Raw genomic sequence first — 19,187 nt, 5'->3', positions numbered from 1 at the left:
TTCACACTGACAACATCTTACACACACAATATAAGATTTGGTTTGCTACACAGTAGCTAATTACGTTATTGCTGCGTGCTGCTGGTGGAATAAAAAACAGTCCAAACCAAGTCACCACCTGACTTGAACTGCTTTTTCACACTGACAACATCTTACACACACAATATAAGATTCTTTTCTTACCTTGTTAGAGCTATCACATCTAAAAAGGTTGCATTTATTTGGTGCAAAACAGTAAATAATGTCTAATTAGTAAAAACGTTTAGCTGTTTGCTTGGGATGAGTTAACTTTAAAATAATCGTAAAAGTCAGACAAACGATAAAAATAAAACCAATAAGTGAAAAAAAGTAAGCTATAGACTTTAGTCTAACATGTTGTGTTATTTTATTGATTTAAAATGATAAATTTTTATAGGTTAGCTTGTAGGGAAAAAACGAATGATTAAATAAAAATATTTAATTAATAATAAATCACTAAACGGTGTTGTTAAGCTTCAGGAAAGTAAAAAAGAAGGAGCTTTACAGTTTACTGTGTGCAGCTTTAGCACTTGCTACGTGCTGCACACATTAAAATTGGCGTAATCAAACCAAAAATGTAAATTGCATTTACTAAGGCAACACTAACCTTGAATGTTGCTAAATGTAGATACAACCCATTTAGCAAATAAATCTAGCGCGGGATTTGGCGAATTAGCTTCATGCTGTACTAAATAGTATTTATCTTTGGTGGTAAGGGGCTGTTGAAATAATTTATAAAGCCATTTTTCATCAAACCAGCTTTGGCTAATAGGCAGCGGTATAAGTGAAATGCCAATGCCCTGTTGCGCTGCACGAGCGACCCCAAACATACTATCGATTTGTATAATTTGCGTAGGCGAAAAGTCATCTATACCCGCTTTTTCAGCCCATTGGTGCCATGCCCACGGCCTTGCTTTGTGAAGGATTAATGGTACTTGGTTTAATGCTTGGCAGTGATCGTCTTTCCACTGTTTTAACAGTTTTTCGTTACACGCAGGTATATATTCAAGATTAAATAGCTCTGTAGTAAGGCCCTCAGTGGGTTTACTTGAGGATAAAACAATCGATAAATCACTGTGACGGGTTAGCTCTTTACGGGTTTTGAGCGTATCCATTTGTAAATTTATATTAGGGTGCTCAGATGTCCACTCACTTAATTTAGGCATAAGTAGTTCACTGGCAAAAAATTCAGGCAGCGTAATGGTTATATTAGTGTTTTGCTGCAATTGACTGAATTCGTTGATGGTGTTTTCAAGCGTATAGATAATAGGCGAAATGGCATCAAAAAAGTTTTTACCCGCAGCCGTTAAACTAATGGATCGGGTTTGGCGTTGAAAGAGTTCAATGCCCAGTTGTTCTTCAAGTTGTTTTATCTGATGGCTTACCGCAGAGGGCGTTAAGTACAGCTCTTTAGCTGCATGTTTAAAACTTAGGCTTTTTGCTGCAAAGCAAAAAGAGCGGAGGCCTCGAATAGGAGTTTGCATGTTTTCCAGAATTGTTTAATTAATTTAAGACGCCTTTAATAGGCAATAATCGAACCAATAATTTAACATAATAATATCAATAGTTTAATTTTAAATATAGCACTAGTTCACAAAAAAGGTGCAGACAATCCACAAATTAGTGCAAATAATCTAAGCGCTTACATTAAAAGCTATTTGTATTATAGATAATATTTACTACAACTGTATTAAAACTGAAAAAAAGTTTATGGCAGGCAAAAAAAATCCCTCTTGCGAGGGATTTTGGGTAACTCAGCGCCATTGGCACTGGGAATGAGGTCGGTACATGGTAAAGCGTTAAAAAACCATTTCTGGTACTTCACCGTCAACAAGTAATTTACCTGCTGTTTTACTAATTATTTCATCAACCGATACGCCCGGAGCGCGCTCGAGTAAATGAAATGCGCCGTCTTTAACTTCAAGTACGGCCAAATCTGTTACTATTTTTTTAACGCAATTAACGCCCGTTAGCGGTAATGTGCAAGACTCTAATAATTTAGAATCACCATGCTTACTGGCATGGGTCATAGTAACAATAATATTCTTTGCCCCAGCGACTAAATCCATTGCGCCCCCCATGCCTTTTATCAGCTTTTTGGGGATCATCCACGAGGCAATGTTGCCGCTTTGGTCTACTTCAAATGCACCCAGAACGGTTAAGTCTACATGACCACCCCGTATCATGGCAAAACTATCTGCACTATTAAATATGGCTGCACCTGTGGCAGCTGTCACGGTTTCTTTACCCGCGTTTATCATATCTGCGTCTAGCTCGGCTTTTGTTGGGTAGGGACCCATACCTAAAAGCCCATTTTCTGACTGTAACATAACTTCAATACCATCAGGTACATAGTTTGCGACGAGTGTCGGAATTCCTATGCCCAAATTAACGTAAAAGCCGTCTTGTAGTTCCTGTGCAACGCGCATTGCAACTTGTTCACGTGATAATGCCATAACCTATGCTCCTGCTTAATCTCGTGTTGTTACACGTTCAATGCGTTTTTCAAAGTCGCCTTTAATAACGCGATTTACAAAAATGCCTGGGGTATGAATTTGGCTTGGCTCAAGTTCACCGGGCTCTACTATTTCTTCTACTTCGGCAACGGTAATCTTACCTGCTGTTGCGGCCATTGGGTTAAAGTTCATGGCAGTGTGCCTAAATACTAAATTACCGTATCGGTCGGCTTTCCACGCTTTTACAATGGCAAACTCACCGGTGATCGACTCTTCTAAAATATAAGGGCGACCGTCAAACTCTTTTACATCTTTACCCTCTGCAACGGGCGTACCGTAACCTGTAGCGGTATAAAATGCAGGAATACCTGCACCACCAGCACGCATTTTTTCAGCCAAGGTACCTTGCGGGGTAAGCTCTACATCTATTTCACCGCTTAGTAATTGCTGCTCAAACAGGGCGTTTTCGCCAACGTATGAGGCAATTACTTTTTTAATTTGTTTATCTTTAAGTAAAATTCCTAATCCAAAGTCATCTACACCACAGTTGTTAGAAACCACGGTTAGCTCTTTGGTGTTCATTGCCTTAATTTGTTTAATTAAGCCCTCAGGAATACCGCATAAGCCAAAGCCGCCAGCAATAACGGTATCGCCGTCTTTTAACCCTGCCATTGCAGCTTCGTAACTAGAAACCACTTTATCAAAACCGGCCATGAGACTCTCCTCATTGTATTAACTGCCATTTGGCAAGTTAAGCTATTATTTTTGTGTGTTGCCTAATGCAATTGAAACTTTGCTTACAGGCGTTTTGCCAAGTGCTTGTGTAATTTTCCAACCAGCGCTACTTAACCTTTGTAAATCAATTCCATGTTCAATGCCAAGCCCATTGAGTAAGTAAACCACATCTTCGGTGGCAACATTTCCTGACGCCCCTTTGGCATAAGGGCAGCCGCCAAGGCCTGCAACAGCGGCATCAACCGTTGCTATACCTAAGCTTAACGCTGCGTAAATATTTGTGAGCGCTTGCCCGTAGGTATCATGAAAATGCACCGCCAGTTTTGATTTATCAATATGCTCAAGCAAAAGTGTTAAAAGCTGGGTAACTTTATTTGCAGTGCCAACACCTATGGTATCGCCAAGGCTTATTTCGTAGCAGCCTAAATCTAAAAGCTTTTGCGAAACGCTAAGTACTTTATGGGGGTCTATTTCTCCCTCATAAGGGCAACCGAGTACACAACTTACATAACCGCGTACACGTATGTTATTGGCTTTTGCAAATGCCATAACGTCGCTAAAACGCTCAATACTCACATCAATACTGCAATTTATATTTTTTTGACAGAACGATTCGCTTGCCGCGGTAAATATGGCAAATTCTTTTATGCCAACGGCATGGGCTGCTTGCGCGCCTTTTAAGTTGGGTGTAAGCGCACTTAAATTTACATGGGGTAAATTAAGCGCTGTTATCACCTCGGCTGAATCGGCCATTTGTGGCACCCATTTAGGCGATACAAAAGCACCGGCTTCAATATTTTTTAAGCCCGCGTCACTAAGTGCATTTATTAATGAAATTTTATCAGCTGCAGTGACTGATTTTTCGTTTTGTAGGCCATCACGCGCGCCTACTTCAACAATTTTAACTTCAGTTGGAAAAGCAGCCATCACGATGCCTCCTGCGCCGTGGTGTCTTCTACAATTGCTAATAAAGCGCCGTGCGAAACTAATTCGCCTTCATCAAAGCAGTAGCTTTGTAAAATACCATCATGAGGAGCATTGAGCGTGTATTCCATTTTCATGGCTTCAATAATCACTACGGCATCGCCTTTGGTAATGGTGCTGCCTACATCAACTAAATGCTTAACCACAGTGCCATTAAGTGGCGCCGCAAGGGGCAGGGCGTCACTTTCATGGCTGCTAATGTAATGTTTAGTGTTTAAAGCAAGCTTAATTTGCAGCGCAGCAAACATCACGCTAATACTGTTATCAAAGTGGCTAACATGGGCGGTAAATTTTTCCCCATTAATAAACACATTACATACGTTTTGGTTTACAAAGCCTGCTATATCAAACGACTTATCATTATGCGTTACAACATAACCCGTTTTAGTTTTAACGGCGCTTATAGCTAAGTCTGTAAATGGTACATCCACTTTTTGTGGTGCGTTAAGCGTAAAACCAATGAGTTGTTGCCACGGGCTTGCGCTTTGCTGAGTTGCCTTTTTAGCACCAAGCGATTCAAGGTAGGCAAAGGCTGCAATTAGTTGTGCTTTTTCAAGCGCGGCGCTATCAACACTTACCAATGCATCGCCTTGCTCGGCAATAAAGTGGGTGCTTGGCGCACCTTGAGCAAATGTAGGGTGGCTTGCTAAGTTGTGTAAAAAGCCAATGTTAGTGCTAAAACCCGCTAAGTGAAATTGCTCAAGTGCTTGGCGTAAACGCGATAATGCTTGCTCTCGGTTATCATCATGCACAATCAGTTTTGCAATCATAGGGTCGTAAAACGGGCTTATTTCATCGCCTTGTGCAATACCGGTATCAATACGTACAAACTCACTGTTAAGTGGTGTGCTTAACGCTTCTATTGTGCCCGAGCAGGGAATAAAGTCGTTACTTGGATCTTCTGCGTAAATACGCGCTTCAAAGCTGTGGCCTTGGAGTTGTATATCTGATTGCGTTAACGGCAGTGTTTGCCCAGCGGCAATATTAATTTGCCAATTAACTAAATCTACGCCGGTTACCATTTCGGTTACAGGGTGCTCTACTTGTAGGCGCGTGTTCATTTCCATAAAGAAAAACTCATCGCCACACAGTAAAAACTCAACCGTACCTGCACCTCTGTAGTTTATTGCAAGGGCACAGCGTACTGCGGCTTCACCCATTTCTTTACGTAGTTCGTCAGACAAACCAGGCGCTGGGGCTTCTTCAATTACTTTTTGATGACGGCGCTGCAGGGAACAATCACGATCCCCTAAATAAACACAGTTACCGTGGTTATCGGCAAAAACTTGTACTTCAACATGGCGAGGCTGGTTAACATAGCGCTCAAGCAGTACTAAGTCGTTACCAAAGCCCGCAATAGCTTCACGCTGTGCGCCTTCAAGCGCACTTATAAAGTCTTTGGCTTGCTCAACAACGCGCATGCCTTTACCGCCGCCGCCAAAGGCCGCTTTAATGAGCACGGGGTAACCAATTTTTTCAGCCTCAGATTGTAAAAAAGTAGAGTTTTGGTTATCCCCGTAATAGCCTGGCACTAATGGTACATTTGCCGCGGCCATAATTTCTTTGGCGCGGGTTTTAGAGCCCATGGCTTCTATGCTGCTTGCAAGTGGGCCAATAAACGCAATGTTGTTAGCTTCACAGACGTTAGCAAATTCGCTGTTTTCAGATAAAAAACCGTACCCAGGGTGTATACAGTCGGCACCGCTTGTTTTTGCAACCTGTAAAATTTTATCTGTTACAAGGTATGAGTCTTTACTTGGTGCAGGGCCAATGTGGTAGGCCTCATCAGCCATTTTTACATGTTGTGCGTGTTTGTCGGCGTCAGAGTAAACAGCGACCGTTGTTAGGCCCATTTGCTTTGCACTTCGCATTATACGGCATGCAATTTCACCACGGTTGGCAATGAGTATCTTTGTTAATGTGTGTATGTTCATAATTAGTCCTACAGTTGCCAAGCGGGAGGGCGTTTATCAAAAAAGGCGCTCAGTCCTTCTTGGCCTTCGTCCGATACCCGAATATTTGCAATACGTTCGGCCGTGAGTTCAATAAGATCATCATTAATAGGCTTATTTGCTACATCGTTAATTAATGATTTAGCGGCTTTTACAGCGACTGGGCCGTTATCGATTAATGTTTGCAGCATGTTATCAAGGGCACAGTCTAAATTACCGGTCACCTGATGAACCAAACCAAGTTGTTTTGCTGTGTGGGCATCAAACACCTCGGCAGTTAAAAAGTAGCGGCGCGCGGCACGCTCACCAATGGCTTTAATTACATACGGGCTAATTACCGCAGGAATAAGCCCTAGCTTTACTTCGCTTAAACAAAACTGCGCATCGTCTTTACTTAAGGCAATATCGCAACATGCAATTAAGCCTAATGCCCCACCAAATGCAGCGCCTTGTACAGCACATATGGTTGGGTGAGGAGAGGCGGCTAGTACCTGCATTAATTTAGCGAGCTGCATAGAATCGGCCAAGTTATCGGCGTAGTTGTTATCAGCCATTGATTTCATCCAGGCTAAATCGGCACCGGCAGAAAAGTGCTTGCCTTCAGTTTTTAAAACCAAAGCGCGAATATCGAGCGTATTTGCATGCTCTATGCACTGAATTAGCTCGTGTATTACTTCACTATTAAATGCGTTACGTTTTTCAACTCGGCTTAAAACAAGTACAGCCACATTAGATTTTGTTATTTGTAGTGTTACTGACATTTTTGCGCTCCGGTTACATTCTAAATACGCCAAACTTAGAGTCTTGCTGTGGTGCATTTTTAGCTGCACTTAAGGCAAGGCCTAATACGTTTCGGGTATCGGCAGGGTCAATAATGCCATCATCCCACAAGCGGGCGCTTGCGTAATACGGATGACCTTGCTCTTCGTACTGATCAATAATTGGCTTTTTAAAATCGCTAACTTCTTGCTCGCTCATGCTATGGCCTTTACGGGCTAAACCATCTTGTTTAACTTGCGCCATTACACCTGCGGCTTGCTCACCGCCCATTACTGAAATTCGGGCATTGGGCCACATCCACATCATGGTGGGTTCAAATGCGCGACCACACATACCGTAGTTACCAGCGCCATAAGAGCCACCAATTAGCACCGTAAATTTAGGCACATCGGCACACGAAACCGCCATCACCATTTTAGCGCCGTGCTTTGCTATGCCTTCAGCTTCGTATTTTTTACCTACCATAAAGCCGGTAATATTTTGTAAAAACACTAAAGGAATATTGCGCTGTGCACATAGTTGAATAAAGTGCGCGCCTTTTTGCGCCGACTCACTAAATAAAATGCCGTTATTAGCCACTATGCCTACAGGGTTACCGTAAATGCTGGCAAAACCTGTGACCAGCGTTTCACCAAAGTAGCGTTTAAATTCATCAAACGATGAATCATCAACCGTACGGGCAATAACTTCACGCACATCAAGCGGCTTTTTAAGGTCAGTGCCTACAATGCCGTAAAGCTCGTTTATATCGTAACGTGGCGGTTTTACATCCTCTAAAAGAGGGGCTGTAGGGCGCGTGTAATTAATACGCTCAATACATTGGCGGGCAATAGACAGCGCATGCTCGTCATTTTCTGCAAAGTGGTCAGCCACACCCGATGTTTTACAATGTACATCGGCGCCGCCTAATTCTTCGGCGCTGACTACTTCACCGGTCGCTGCTTTTACAAGTGGCGGGCCGGCTAAAAATATAGTGCCTTGTTCTTTAACTATTATGCTTTCATCGGCCATAGCGGGTACGTATGCGCCACCGGCAGTACATAACCCCATTACCACAGCAATTTGAGGAATACCTTTACCCGACATACGGGCTTGGTTATAAAAAATACGCCCAAAATGTAATTTATCAGGGAATACATCGTCTTGCTCGGGCAGGTTGGCACCGCCCGAATCAACTAAATAAATACAGGGTAAGTGGCAGCGCTCGGCTATATCTTGCGCGCGTAAATGCTTTTTAACGGTAAGCGGAAAGTAAGTACCGCCTTTTACCGTGGCATCGTTTGCAATGATCATGCATTCAATGCCTTTAACACGGCCAATACCGGCAACTACACCTGCACAGGCAATTTCTTGCTCGTACACACCAAAGGCTGCAAATTGCGAAATTTCTAAAAACGGTGAGCCTTCATCTAATAAAGTGCTAATACGGTCGCGTACAAATAACTTACCTCGGCCTTCGTGACGCTCTTTTAATGCAGCGCCGCCACCTAAGCTAATGGTGGCTACTTTACTATGTAAATCATCAACCAAAGCTGCCATGTTTTTGTGATTTTGCACAAAAGTAGGGTCGTGCGGATTAACGCTCGATTTTAATATCGTCATAATTTAATCCTTAACGGCTTTCGGTAAAGAGTTCGCGGCCAATAAGCATGCGACGTATTTCTGATGTGCCAGCACCAATTTCGTATAGTTTGGCATCACGCAATAAGCGCCCTGTGGCGTATTCGTTTATGTAGCCGTTACCCCCTAAAATTTGAATGGCATCGAGCGCCATTTTAGTGGCAAGCTCCGCAGCATATAAAATGGCGCCGGCGGCATCTTTACGGGTGGTTTCGCCGCGGTCACATGCTTTTGCAACGGTATAAACGTATGAGCGCGCGGCGTTCATTTGCGTATACATGTCGGCTACTTTGCCTTGAATTAACTGAAATTGGCCAATAGGGGTGTCGAACTGTTTACGTTCATGAATGTACGGTACAACAATATCCATACAGGCTTGCATTATGCCAAGGGGGCCTGCAGCAAGTACTACACGTTCGTAATCTAGGCCGCTCATTAGTACCTTAACGCCTTCGTTTAGGTTACCTAAAATGTTTTCTTCGGGTACTTCGCAGTTTTCAAACACCAGTTCACACGTGTTTGAGCCACGCATACCAAGCTTGTCTAGCTTTTGCGCGGTAGAAAAACCAAAGAAGTCTTTTTCAACAATAAATGCGGTAATGCCTTTAGCGCCGGCTTCTAAATCTGTTTTTGCATAAATAACAAATGTGTGTGCATCGGGGCCGTTGGTGATCCACATTTTATTGCCATTTAAAATGTACTTATCGCCTTTTTTTTCAGCTTTAAGTTTCATTGATACCACGTCAGAGCCTGCATTTGGTTCGCTCATGGCAAGGGCACCAATGTGTTCGCCGCTAATAAGCTTTGGTAAGTATTTTTCTTTTTGTGCTTGGTTACCGTTACGGTTAATTTGATTTACACACAAGTTTGAATGCGCACCATAGCTTAAGCCAATTGATGCACTCGCACGGCTAATTTCTTCCATGGCTATTACATGCTCTAAGTAACCTAAGCCTGCACCGCCAAAGTCTTCAGAAACGGTCATGCCTAGTACACCCATTTCGCCCATTTGCGGCCAAAGCTGATTAGGAAACGCGTTGTCCATATCGGTTTGTTCAGCCAGTGGCGCAATTTCTTGGCTTGCAAAGCTATTTACATGGTCGCGGATCATATCGGCGGTTTCGCCAAGGCCAAAGTTCATCTCTTTATAAAGTGAAATAGTGCTCATGATTCATTCCTGTGTGTGTTGTCAGTGTGTTTTTATTATTAAAATAGGCTACTCGTCTATTTTATTAAGTGTGTCTCTGCAGCGGCGCTCCGCTGTCACTAATTCCATAAGCACAACTTTTATGTCGTCCATTTGCTGAGAAAGGTCGGCTTTTTTCTCTGCAATTAAATCGAGCATAGTCACCAGCTGTTTAGCGCTTGATTTATCAGCGTCGTACAGTTCAAACAAACGGCCTGTTTCAGCCAATGTAAAGCCTAAGCGTTTGCCACGCAGTATTAGTTTTAAGCGAACTTTGTCGCGTTTTGAATAAATACGGGTTTGACCATTACGCTCTGGGCTTACTAAACCTTGGTCTTCGTAAAAACGAATAGAGCGGGTGGTAATATCAAACTCTTTAGCTAAATCGCTAATACTAAAGGTTTGATCGTTACTGCTTGACGCTTTTGCAGAACTTGCAAAGTTTGTTTGGTTATCTGGTTTCATAGTTGTGTTTACCTCATTCGAATAACTCCAATATAAGTGAAGTTTACGTAAAGGTAAAGCTTGGTATGGTGTGAAACTATTTATAAAGGAGTGTTGATGTGAAATGTTAAATTATATTATTAATATTCAATAGTTTATTTTTATTAATTGTTCACTTCGCCGTTACTGGAAAATAATGCTTACACTTTTAAAACTAAAAATTAAACGCTTTTTAGTTGACGTTAGCGTAAACGTTAGTATTGTGTAAGGGTGTTAAACAATAAATGAATATTAAATTAATAGAGCAAATATTCTAACAACTATTTGCATATAAATACAACGGAGTTAATTATGACTTTAGAATCAGTGGTAATTGTAGCAGCAAAGCGTACGCCAATGGGCGGGTTTATGGGCGCATTGACCGATGCACAATCTACCGAGCTTGGCGCAACCGCCATTGCAAGTGCGCTTGCACAAACTGGTTTAGCAAATGATGCAATAGATGAAGTAATTATGGGCTGTGTATTGCCAGCGGGCCTTGGCCAAGCGCCAGCACGCCAAGCAATGTTAAAAGCAGGCCTTGCTCTGGGCACGGGTGCTACCACCATTAATAAAGTATGTGGCTCTGGTTTAAAAGCCGCCATGCTCGCAAACGACTTAATTAAAGCGGGCTCAATTAGCAGTGCAATTGCTGGTGGCATGGAAAGCATGAGTAACGCACCGTATTTTATACCTAAAGCACGTGGCGGTATGCGTATGGGCCACGGCGAAATTAAAGATCATATGATGAGCGATGGCCTAGAAGATGCTTACGATAACAAAGCAATGGGCTGTTTTGCACAAGATACTGCCGATGAGTACGGCATTGGCCGTGAGCAAATGGATGAGTTTGCACTGGGCTCGTTGAGTAAAGCTAATGCGGCAATTGAAAACGGCAGCTTTGAAAACGAAATTGCGCCGCACACCATAAAAACTCGCAAAGGCGATGTAACCGTATCGGTTGATGAGCAACCCGGTAATGCCCGCCCAGAAAAAATACCAAGCCTGCGTGCTGCCTTTAAAAAAGACGGCACCATCACTGCGGCTAATTCATCGTCAATTTCTGATGGTGGCGCAGCGCTTATATTAATGAGCGAATCAAAAGCAAAAGAGCAAGGCTTAACACCGCTTTGTAAAATTGTAGCGCACAGCACGCACTCTCAAAAACCAAGTGAGTTTACAGTAGCACCTGTGGGCGCTATGAACAGCGTGCTTGAAAAAGCAGGCTGGACAACCGCTGATGTTGACCTGTGGGAAATTAACGAAGCCTTTGCCATGGTGACCATGCTCGCTATTAACGAATTAAAACTTGATGAGAGCAAAGTAAACGTAAACGGTGGGGCGTGTGCACTTGGCCACCCAATTGGTGCCAGCGGCGCGAGAATTTTAGTCACGCTTATTCACGCACTTAAAAACCGTGGCCTTAAAAAAGGAGTTGCGTCTTTATGTATTGGCGGCGGCGAAGCTGTAGCCATGGCTGTAGAGGCTTACTAACAAAAAAGTTAATTAACTAACAGCAACTAAAATGCACCGTACTCATACTAATAACAAAACGGTGCCATTTTTTAAAAGAACACACTAACAACAGGATTTACCCATGCACCAAGTTCCACTACTCATAAATGGCGAATTTGTTCAGTCGGCTTCTGAAGAGCTTATTGATGTAATTAACCCAGCAAACCAAGAAGTACTTGCGCAAGTTCCATGCACTACCGACTCAGAAATGGATGCAGCGATTGCCTCGGCCTCAGAAACATTTAAAACATGGAAAGATGTGCCCATTACCGAGCGTGCCCGCATTATGATGAAATTCGCGGCGCTGTTAAAAGAGCACCACGATGAGCTCGCGACCATTATTTGCCACGAACTAGGTAAAACGTTTGAAGATGCAAAAGGCGATGTATGGCGCGGTATTGAAGTAGTAGAACAAGCTGCAAATGCACCGTCACTAATGATGGGCGAAACAATGGAAAACGTTGCTCGTAAAATCGATACCTATTCTTACATGCAGCCCCTTGGCGTGTGTGCAGGCATTACGCCGTTTAACTTTCCGGCGATGATCCCTCTTTGGATGTTTCCGCTAGCTATTGTATGTGGTAACACCTTTATTTTAAAACCCTCTGAGCAAGACCCACTCACACCAATGCGTTTAGCTGAGCTATTTATTGAAGCCGGCGCACCAAAAGGCGTATTACAAGTGGTTCATGGTACAAAACCACAAGTAGACCGCTTATTAGAAGACAAAGCCGTACGTGCAATTTCGTTTGTGGGCTCGTGTGGTGTAGGTGCCTATATTTATTCTAAAGGCACACAAAACCTTAAGCGCGTACAAGCCTGTGTGGGTGCTAAAAATCACATGGTTATTATGCCAGATGCGAGTAAATCGCACGTGGTAAATAACCTAGTTGGCGCATCGGTTGGTGCAGCAGGCCAGCGTTGTATGGGTATTTCGGTGGCTGTGTTTGTAGGCCAAGCAAGTGAGTGGGTTGATGAAATAAAAGCAGGCTTTGAAAACGTACGCCCAGGCGTGTGGGATGACAAAGACGCAGCCTACGGCCCACAAACATCAAAAGCAGCAAAAGAGCGTATTTTATCGCTTATAGCAAGCGGTAAAGAGCAAGGCGCCACCTGTTTAATTGATGGCTCAAACTACACAGTAGAGGGCTTTGATCAAGGTAACTGGGTTGGCCCAACATTATTTACCGATGTGACGAAAGAAATGGACTTATACAAAGAAGAAATATTTGGCCCTGTGCTTGCCTGTATGTTTGTAGATACGCTTGATGAGGCAATTGCCCTTATTAACGAAAGCCCGTACGGCAACGGTACCTCGTTATTTACCTCAAGTGGCGCTGCGGCTCGAAAATTTCAACACGAAATTGAAGTAGGCCAAGTGGGTATTAATGTGCCTATTCCGGTGCCGTTGCCGTTTTTCTCGTTTACGGGTTGGAAAGGCTCGTTTTACGGCGATACACACACTTATGGTAAGCAAGGTATACGTTTTTACACAGAAACTAAAACCATTACTTCACGTTGGTTTGAAGATGACATCGCTTCAGGTCCAAACATGAGCATTAATTTAAAATAAACACACTCAAAAATAATAATAAAGAAGGGCGCAAAGGCTAAATCCGCTGACAAGCAACTAGAACACACACATCAGCCTTTGCCGCTCTTCACTCATTTACCCTAATGGGACACACTAACAACACAATTAAAGAGGTCTACCATGGACTTTAACTTATCAGAAGATCAACAAGCCTTTGCAGAAACTGCACGCCAATTTGCAGAATCAGAACTTGCTCCACATGCAGCAAAGTGGGATCGCGAGCATATTTTTCCTAAAGATACGATTAAAGCGGCGGGCGAGCTTGGCTTTTGCGGTTTATATACGCCAGAGGAAGCCGGCGGCCTTGGTTTATCACGCTTAGATTCAAGCATTATATTTGAGCAGCTTGCGATGGGCTGTACAGCTACAACGGCCATGCTAACTATTCATAATATGGCTACGTGGATGGTAGCAAGTTTTGGTACAGATGCAGTTAAAGATGCATACGTAGAACAACTAGTAATGGGCGAGCTACTTGCCTCTTATTGTTTAACAGAGCCAGGGGCGGGCTCAGATGCAGCATCACTAAAAACAAAAGCTGTGCTTGAAGGTGATGAGTACGTTATTAACGGCTCAAAAATGTTTATATCGGGTGCGGGCGAAACCGAAGTATTAGTAGTAATGGCACGTACAGGTGGCGAAGGCGCTGCGGGTATTTCGGCATTTGTAGTCCCTGGTGACGCACAAGGCGTTGAGTACGGTAAAGCAGAAGAGAAAATGGGTTGGAATGCACAACCAACACGCTTAATTAGTTTTGAAGATGTGCGTATTCCGGCGCATAACTTATTAGGTAAAGAGGGCGAAGGCTTTAAATTTGCCATGCAAGGCCTAGATGGCGGGCGTATTAATATTGCCACGTGCTCAATTGGTACAGCACAAGCTGCGCTAAACACGGCAAAAGAGTACTTAAAAGAGCGTACTCAATTTGGTAAGCCTTTGGCTGCGTTTCAGGCGTTGCAATTTAAAATTGCCGATATGAACACTGAGCTTGTAGCTGCGCGCCAAATGGTAAGGCTTGCGGCATTTAAACTTGATACCGGCGATAGTGAAAAAACTACCTACTGCGCCATGGCTAAACGTTTTGCCACCGATGTTGGCTTTAACGTGTGTAACGAGGCACTGCAAGTACATGGTGGTTACGGTTACATAAAAGAATACCCGCTTGAGCGCCATGTACGTGATGTACGCGTTCATCAAATTTTAGAAGGCACTAACGAAATTATGCGTGTAATTATAGCGCGCCGTATTTTAGCCGAGTCTGCAAGCGACGTTTTATAAGGAGCAAGTTATGTCACAATCTAACCCGAGTATTGAACTGACTACCGAAGGCCATGTTGCTATTTTAACTATGTCTAACCCACCAGCTAATACCTGGACAAAAGACACCTTAATTGATTTAAAAAACAAAGTTAACGAGCTTAATAACAACAAAAATATTTATGCCTTAGTGCTTACTGGCGAAGGCGAAAAGTTTTTTAGCGCCGGTGCCGATTTAAACGTATTTGCTAGTGGCGATAAAGGCGTTGCCGCTGATATGTCGCGTGTATTTGGCGAAGCATTTGAAGCACTGACTAATTTTACAGGGGTGTCGGTTGCGGCCATTAACGGTTATGCCATGGGCGGCGGACTAGAAGTAGCGCTTGCATGTGATATACGCATAGCAGAAGAGCAAGCACAAATGGCACTGCCAGAGGCAAAAGTGGGTTTATTACCGTGCGCGGGTGGCACGCAAAATTTAGCATGGCTTGTAGGTGAAGGCTGGGCAAAACGCATGATTTTATGTGGCGAGCGCTTAAAAGCCGATAAAGCCCTGCAAATTGGCTTAGTAGAAGAAGTAGTCCCACAAGGCGAAAGCTTTGCAGCGGCGTTAAAACTTGCCAATCAAGTAAGCGAGCAAAGCCCAAGCTCGGTAGCTGCATGTAAAACGCTTATACAAAAAGGCCGCCATCAACCTATGGCAAGCGTATTACCACTTGAGCGTGAATTGTTTGTTGGGCTGTTTGATACACAAGATCAACAAGAGGGCGTTAATGCCTTTTTAGAAAAACGCCGCGCAAATTGGGTAAATGGCTAATGAGTAATTTAACGTTATTAAATAATGCCGACGACCCCGTGCTATTTGAAACGGCAAGTGCAGCAAACGGCAGCTTAATTGGGCTTATTACACTCAACGTACCTAAAGCATTAAACGCCCTTAATTTTGACATGATCAAATTACTCGAGCCGCAGCTGCGTGCTTGGCAAAGCGATGATGCAATTGCAATGGTATTGTTAAAAGGCGCAGGGGATAAAGCATTTTGCGCCGGTGGCGATGTAGTCAGCCTGCATCATGCAATGGCGCAAGGTAAACCAACAAGCTTAGTGGAAGACTTTTTTACCCTAGAGTACCAGCTGGACTATCTTATTCATTGCTACGAAAAACCATTTTTAGTATGGGGGCACGGCATAGTAATGGGGGGCGGTTTAGGCCTAATGGCCGGTGCTAGCCACCGGGTAGTAACCGAAACATCGCGCATTGCTATGCCAGAGCAAACCATAGGCTTATACCCAGATGTAGGCGGTAGTTACTTTTTGCATAAAATGCCACAAGGTGTGGGGCTATTTTTAGGGTTAACATCGGCCTCTATTAATTGTGAAGATGCACGCTTTGTATCGCTTGCCGATCACTTTATCGACAGCACTAAATATGATGCCATGCTAGCGCAAATTTTAGCGGCTAAGTGGGGCAAAACCGCAAGTTTAAATCATGAGCGTTTGACTAAATTATTAACCGATTTAGATAACCAATCTGCGCGTATGCCCAAAGGCAATATTAAAGCTAACTTAGCAACCATTCAAAAATTAGCTGAGCTTAATACGCTACAAGAACAAGTTGATTATATTTTAGGCCTAGCTACAGACGATAAATGGCTGCAACGCGCCCAAAAGTCACTTAAGCATGGTTGCCCACTAAGTTGCGCGCTAGTAAGTGAGCAGCTAAAAGCCAGTAAAGGCAAAAGCTTACTAGCGTGTTTTAAAATGGAGCTGGGTATGTCGGTACGCGCTGGCGAAGTAGGTGAATTTCAAGAAGGCGTAAGAGCACTATTAATAGATAAAGACGGCGCGCCTAATTGGCAATACAAAACACTGAATGATGTACCACAAGCCATAATAGAGAGCTTTTTTGCTAACCGTTTTGACGAAAACCACCCTCTCAATGGCTTAGACACCCCAACACACACATAAAGGAAAGACGATGACTAAACTCAATATTGGTTTTATCGGCTTAGGTAATATGGGCGGCCCTATGGCGGCTAATTTAATTAAAGCCGGCCATAATGTTACAGCATTTGATTTAAACCAGTCGGTCTTAAATGAACTTGCAAGTAAAGGTGCACACGCAGCTGAAAATGCAAATGCATGTGCTACCAATGCCGATATACTTATTAGTATGTTACCTGCGGGCAAACATGTTAAATCACTTTATTTGGGCAATAACGACGATAGCGGCTTAATTAATGTGCTTAGCAAAAACACCTTAGTAATAGATTGCTCAACAATAGATGCAGAGTCGGCCCGTTTGGTTGGCAGCGCACTTGGCGAGCAGGGTATTAGCTTTGTAGATGCACCGGTATCGGGTGGTGTTGCTGGAGCAACCGCAGGCACGCTTACGTTTATTGTTGGTGGTAATAAAGCCGCGTTTAATACCGCACAACCTGTGCTTAATGATATGGGTAAAAACATATTTCATGCAGGCGATATTGGCGCAGGACAAGTTGCAAAAATATGCAACAACATGCTGTTAAGTATTTTAATGGCAGGTACGAGCGAAGCCTTGCAAATGGGTATTAATAATGGGCTAGATGCAAAAGTACTCAGCGACATTATGACTGCAAGCTCTGGCCGTAACTGGACGCTTGAGCTTTACAACCCATGTCCAGGCGTAATGGATACAGCCCCTGCAAGCAATGATTACAAACCGGGCTTTATGGTCGATTTAATGGCAAAAGATTTAGGGCTTGCCATGGAAGCCGCGCAGCAAAGTAATTCTTCAACCCCAATGGGTTCAATGGCTAAAAATTTATACACTATGCTACAGCACCAAGGTGCTGGCAGTGATGATTTTAGCGCCATTTTTAAACTGTTTTCTAAGTAGGAGCAAGGCGTGGAAATTAAAAATAACACGGTAGTAATAACCGGTGGCGCACAAGGCTTAGGCTTTGCAATGGCGAAAAAATTTGCCCTTATGGGAGCTAACATCGCACTTATAGATATGGCGCAAGAGCTGTTAAACAACGCATGCGAAGAACTCACACAGCTTGAAGGTGTATCTGGCACTATTAAAGGCTACGCCGCAAACGTAACTGTTGAGAGCGAAGTAGAAAACGTATTTAATACCATTAATAGCGATTTTGGCCACATTGGTGTGCTTATAAACAACGCCGGTATTTTACGCGACGGCATGTTTATAAAAGCTAAAGACGGCAAAGTGGTTAAAAAAATGTCCCTTGAGCAATTTCAATCAGTGATTGATGTAAATCTCACTGGCGTATTTTTAGCAGGGCGCGAAGCTGCAAGCCACATGATTGAATCAGGCAAAGGCGGCATAATAGTTAATATGTCGAGTGTAGCGCGCGCAGGTAACATAGGCCAAACAAACTACGCGGCATCAAAAGCTGGCGTAGTGGCACTTACCACCACGTGGGCTAAAGAGCTTGGCCGTTTTGGTATACGCGTAGGCGCTATTGCACCAGGTGTAATAAGTACCGCCATGACCGACGCCATGAAACCCGAAGCCAAACAGCGCATGCTGGCAGTAACACCCGTAGGGCGTTTAGGCGAAAGCGACGAAATTGCCCATACCGCACAGTACATAATCGAAAACGACTTTTTCACCGGTCGCGTGGTTGAAATAGACGGCGGTATTCGTTTGTAAACCGAACTGGGTTAAAATTGATTTAAAAAGCATGGCGCTTGTGGGCTGTGCTTTTTTGTTTTAAATCGGGGAGATTGATAATCTTGAAAAAGGGCTCATAACCCCGTTGGCACTTTGTTGTACTACATGAGTAGGATACCCGCTGTATTAAAACGTTGAACATTTTCGCGTTCTAAATTGTATTAGTTTTCAAAGGCGGCTTACCTATATCTGTTAACTTTTTATTTAACGCTTCCTGCTTTTGTGCCAATAAACTAGGCTGTACATAATAAAAATCAAATAATGACTCTATAACATCTAAATTCCATTGAGCTTCTCCTACTTCAACCTCAACTATTTCACCTGTTGAATTACTTTTCATAGGGTGAGCAGCAAAGTTACCAATATTTCTTACAGCATCAATTGCGCCTGCTATATGTGATGGTAGATGTTCCATAGCTTGTTGTATTTCTCTATCTAAGCTTCCTTTTTTAATATTGGCCTTTTCTCTTAATATTGTCTGAAGACATCTTCTACTTAGAGCGGCACTAGCTTTAGGGCTAAGTGTTATAATAAGACTTGCTTCAATAAAATCCTTTCTTAAATATTCTGGGACTACCTCATTTGGTTCATCAAAAGAAGTAGTTTGTGGGTAAGCCCTAAAAACTTTTTGATTGCCATCAGGCTTAGAATTAAAGTGGCGGTTAATCCCTTCAGAAACTATTAAATCAATTATTATATTTCCACAAGAAGGGCATGTGCCAAAGCGATCAAACCAATAACCTTCTTTACTTTCCATTAATTCACTAACATGAGGCTGAAGATGAATATCTAACTTACAATGTGGACATTTCATATAAGAACCTTAATTTTTTGTTTGTTTAGCATAAAAATAATTTTATCACACCCATTGTATTAGCAAGCCTTTTTATTCTAAATTAATAGAACAGCTCGAAAGTCCCAGCCGCAA

17 protein-coding genes are annotated in these 19,187 nt (G+C 43.0%); 7 read left to right on the top strand and 10 right to left on the bottom strand.

The window, feature by feature from the left end:
- Positions 1 to 620 precede the first annotated feature (620 nt).
- The 9 genes from PSI06_RS06295 to PSI06_RS06255 form a co-directional block, all read right to left on the bottom strand.
- Positions 621 to 1,502: a LysR family transcriptional regulator gene (locus tag PSI06_RS06295; RefSeq protein ID WP_004587893.1), complete on the bottom strand. Its 882-nt coding sequence runs from the start codon at positions 1,500 to 1,502 to the stop codon at positions 621 to 623.
- A 315-nt stretch (positions 1,503 to 1,817) separates the two neighbouring features.
- Positions 1,818 to 2,474, bottom strand: a complete 657-nt coding sequence (locus tag PSI06_RS06290; protein WP_004587894.1) for a 3-oxoacid CoA-transferase subunit B — start codon at positions 2,472 to 2,474, stop codon at positions 1,818 to 1,820.
- Between the two features lie 15 nt (positions 2,475 to 2,489).
- Positions 2,490 to 3,188, bottom strand: a complete 699-nt coding sequence (locus PSI06_RS06285; RefSeq protein WP_004587895.1) for a CoA transferase subunit A — start codon at positions 3,186 to 3,188, stop codon at positions 2,490 to 2,492.
- Positions 3,189 to 3,233: 45 nt separating this feature from the next.
- Entirely contained in the window at positions 3,234 to 4,136 is a 903-nt protein-coding gene (locus PSI06_RS06280) for a hydroxymethylglutaryl-CoA lyase (RefSeq protein ID WP_273603237.1), read from the bottom strand.
- Positions 4,136 to 6,127 carry an acetyl-CoA carboxylase biotin carboxylase subunit gene (locus PSI06_RS06275; protein WP_273603236.1) on the bottom strand — a complete coding sequence of 664 codons (1,992 nt, stop codon included), beginning with the start codon at positions 6,125 to 6,127 and terminating at the stop codon, positions 4,136 to 4,138. Before PSI06_RS06275 ends, PSI06_RS06280 begins: the two co-directional genes overlap by 1 nt.
- An 8-nt stretch (positions 6,128 to 6,135) precedes the next feature.
- On the bottom strand, positions 6,136 to 6,906 hold the full coding sequence (locus tag PSI06_RS06270) for an enoyl-CoA hydratase/isomerase family protein (RefSeq protein ID WP_004587898.1): 771 nt from the start codon (positions 6,904 to 6,906) through the stop codon (positions 6,136 to 6,138).
- A 13-nt stretch (positions 6,907 to 6,919) separates the two neighbouring features.
- Positions 6,920 to 8,527: a carboxyl transferase domain-containing protein gene (locus tag PSI06_RS06265; RefSeq protein ID WP_273604999.1), complete on the bottom strand. Its 1,608-nt coding sequence runs from the start codon at positions 8,525 to 8,527 to the stop codon at positions 6,920 to 6,922.
- 10 nt (positions 8,528 to 8,537) lie between these two features.
- Entirely contained in the window at positions 8,538 to 9,713 is a 1,176-nt protein-coding gene (locus tag PSI06_RS06260; protein ID WP_273603235.1) for an isovaleryl-CoA dehydrogenase, read from the bottom strand.
- A gap of 48 nt (positions 9,714 to 9,761) precedes the next feature.
- Positions 9,762 to 10,196 carry a MerR family transcriptional regulator gene (locus PSI06_RS06255; RefSeq protein WP_273603234.1) on the bottom strand — a complete coding sequence of 145 codons (435 nt, stop codon included), beginning with the start codon at positions 10,194 to 10,196 and terminating at the stop codon, positions 9,762 to 9,764.
- A gap of 330 nt (positions 10,197 to 10,526) precedes the next feature.
- Here PSI06_RS06255 and PSI06_RS06250 point away from each other — a divergent pair, with 330 nt between their 5' ends.
- The 7 genes from PSI06_RS06250 (at position 10,527) to PSI06_RS06220 (ending at position 18,238) form a co-directional block, all read left to right on the top strand.
- The gene (locus tag PSI06_RS06250; protein ID WP_273603233.1) at positions 10,527 to 11,708 is read left to right on the top strand and encodes a thiolase family protein; all 1,182 of its coding nucleotides are present in this window, start codon (positions 10,527 to 10,529) and stop codon (positions 11,706 to 11,708) included.
- Positions 11,709 to 11,811: 103 nt separating this feature from the next.
- A complete protein-coding gene (locus PSI06_RS06245) occupies positions 11,812 to 13,302 on the top strand; it encodes a CoA-acylating methylmalonate-semialdehyde dehydrogenase (protein WP_273604998.1) in 1,491 nt (496 codons plus the stop codon).
- A gap of 141 nt (positions 13,303 to 13,443) precedes the next feature.
- Positions 13,444 to 14,601, top strand: coding sequence for an acyl-CoA dehydrogenase family protein (locus PSI06_RS06240; protein WP_054982474.1), 1,158 nt, complete (start codon positions 13,444 to 13,446; stop codon positions 14,599 to 14,601).
- A 10-nt stretch (positions 14,602 to 14,611) separates the two neighbouring features.
- Positions 14,612 to 15,397, top strand: coding sequence for an enoyl-CoA hydratase (locus PSI06_RS06235; protein ID WP_055253520.1), 786 nt, complete (start codon positions 14,612 to 14,614; stop codon positions 15,395 to 15,397).
- Entirely contained in the window at positions 15,397 to 16,548 is a 1,152-nt protein-coding gene (locus PSI06_RS06230; protein ID WP_273603231.1) for an enoyl-CoA hydratase/isomerase family protein, read from the top strand. Before PSI06_RS06235 ends, PSI06_RS06230 begins: the two co-directional genes overlap by 1 nt.
- Positions 16,549 to 16,558: 10 nt before the next feature.
- A complete protein-coding gene (gene mmsB, locus PSI06_RS06225; protein ID WP_273603230.1) occupies positions 16,559 to 17,458 on the top strand; it encodes a 3-hydroxyisobutyrate dehydrogenase in 900 nt (299 codons plus the stop codon).
- A gap of 9 nt (positions 17,459 to 17,467) precedes the next feature.
- Positions 17,468 to 18,238 carry an SDR family oxidoreductase gene (locus PSI06_RS06220; protein ID WP_273603229.1) on the top strand — a complete coding sequence of 257 codons (771 nt, stop codon included), beginning with the start codon at positions 17,468 to 17,470 and terminating at the stop codon, positions 18,236 to 18,238.
- Positions 18,239 to 18,410: 172 nt separating this feature from the next.
- Here PSI06_RS06220 and PSI06_RS06215 read toward each other — a convergent pair whose 3' ends face one another.
- Positions 18,411 to 19,073: a DUF4145 domain-containing protein gene (locus tag PSI06_RS06215; protein ID WP_273603228.1), complete on the bottom strand. Its 663-nt coding sequence runs from the start codon at positions 19,071 to 19,073 to the stop codon at positions 18,411 to 18,413.
- Positions 19,074 to 19,187 lie beyond the last annotated feature (114 nt).

The organism is Pseudoalteromonas sp. GABNS16E (assembly GCF_028598715.1).
In the GTDB taxonomy this organism is placed as follows: Bacteria; Pseudomonadota; Gammaproteobacteria; order Enterobacterales; family Alteromonadaceae; genus Pseudoalteromonas; species Pseudoalteromonas atlantica.
Note: the sequence above shows the minus strand (reverse complement) of the source record. Positions and strands in the feature narration are given on the sequence as shown.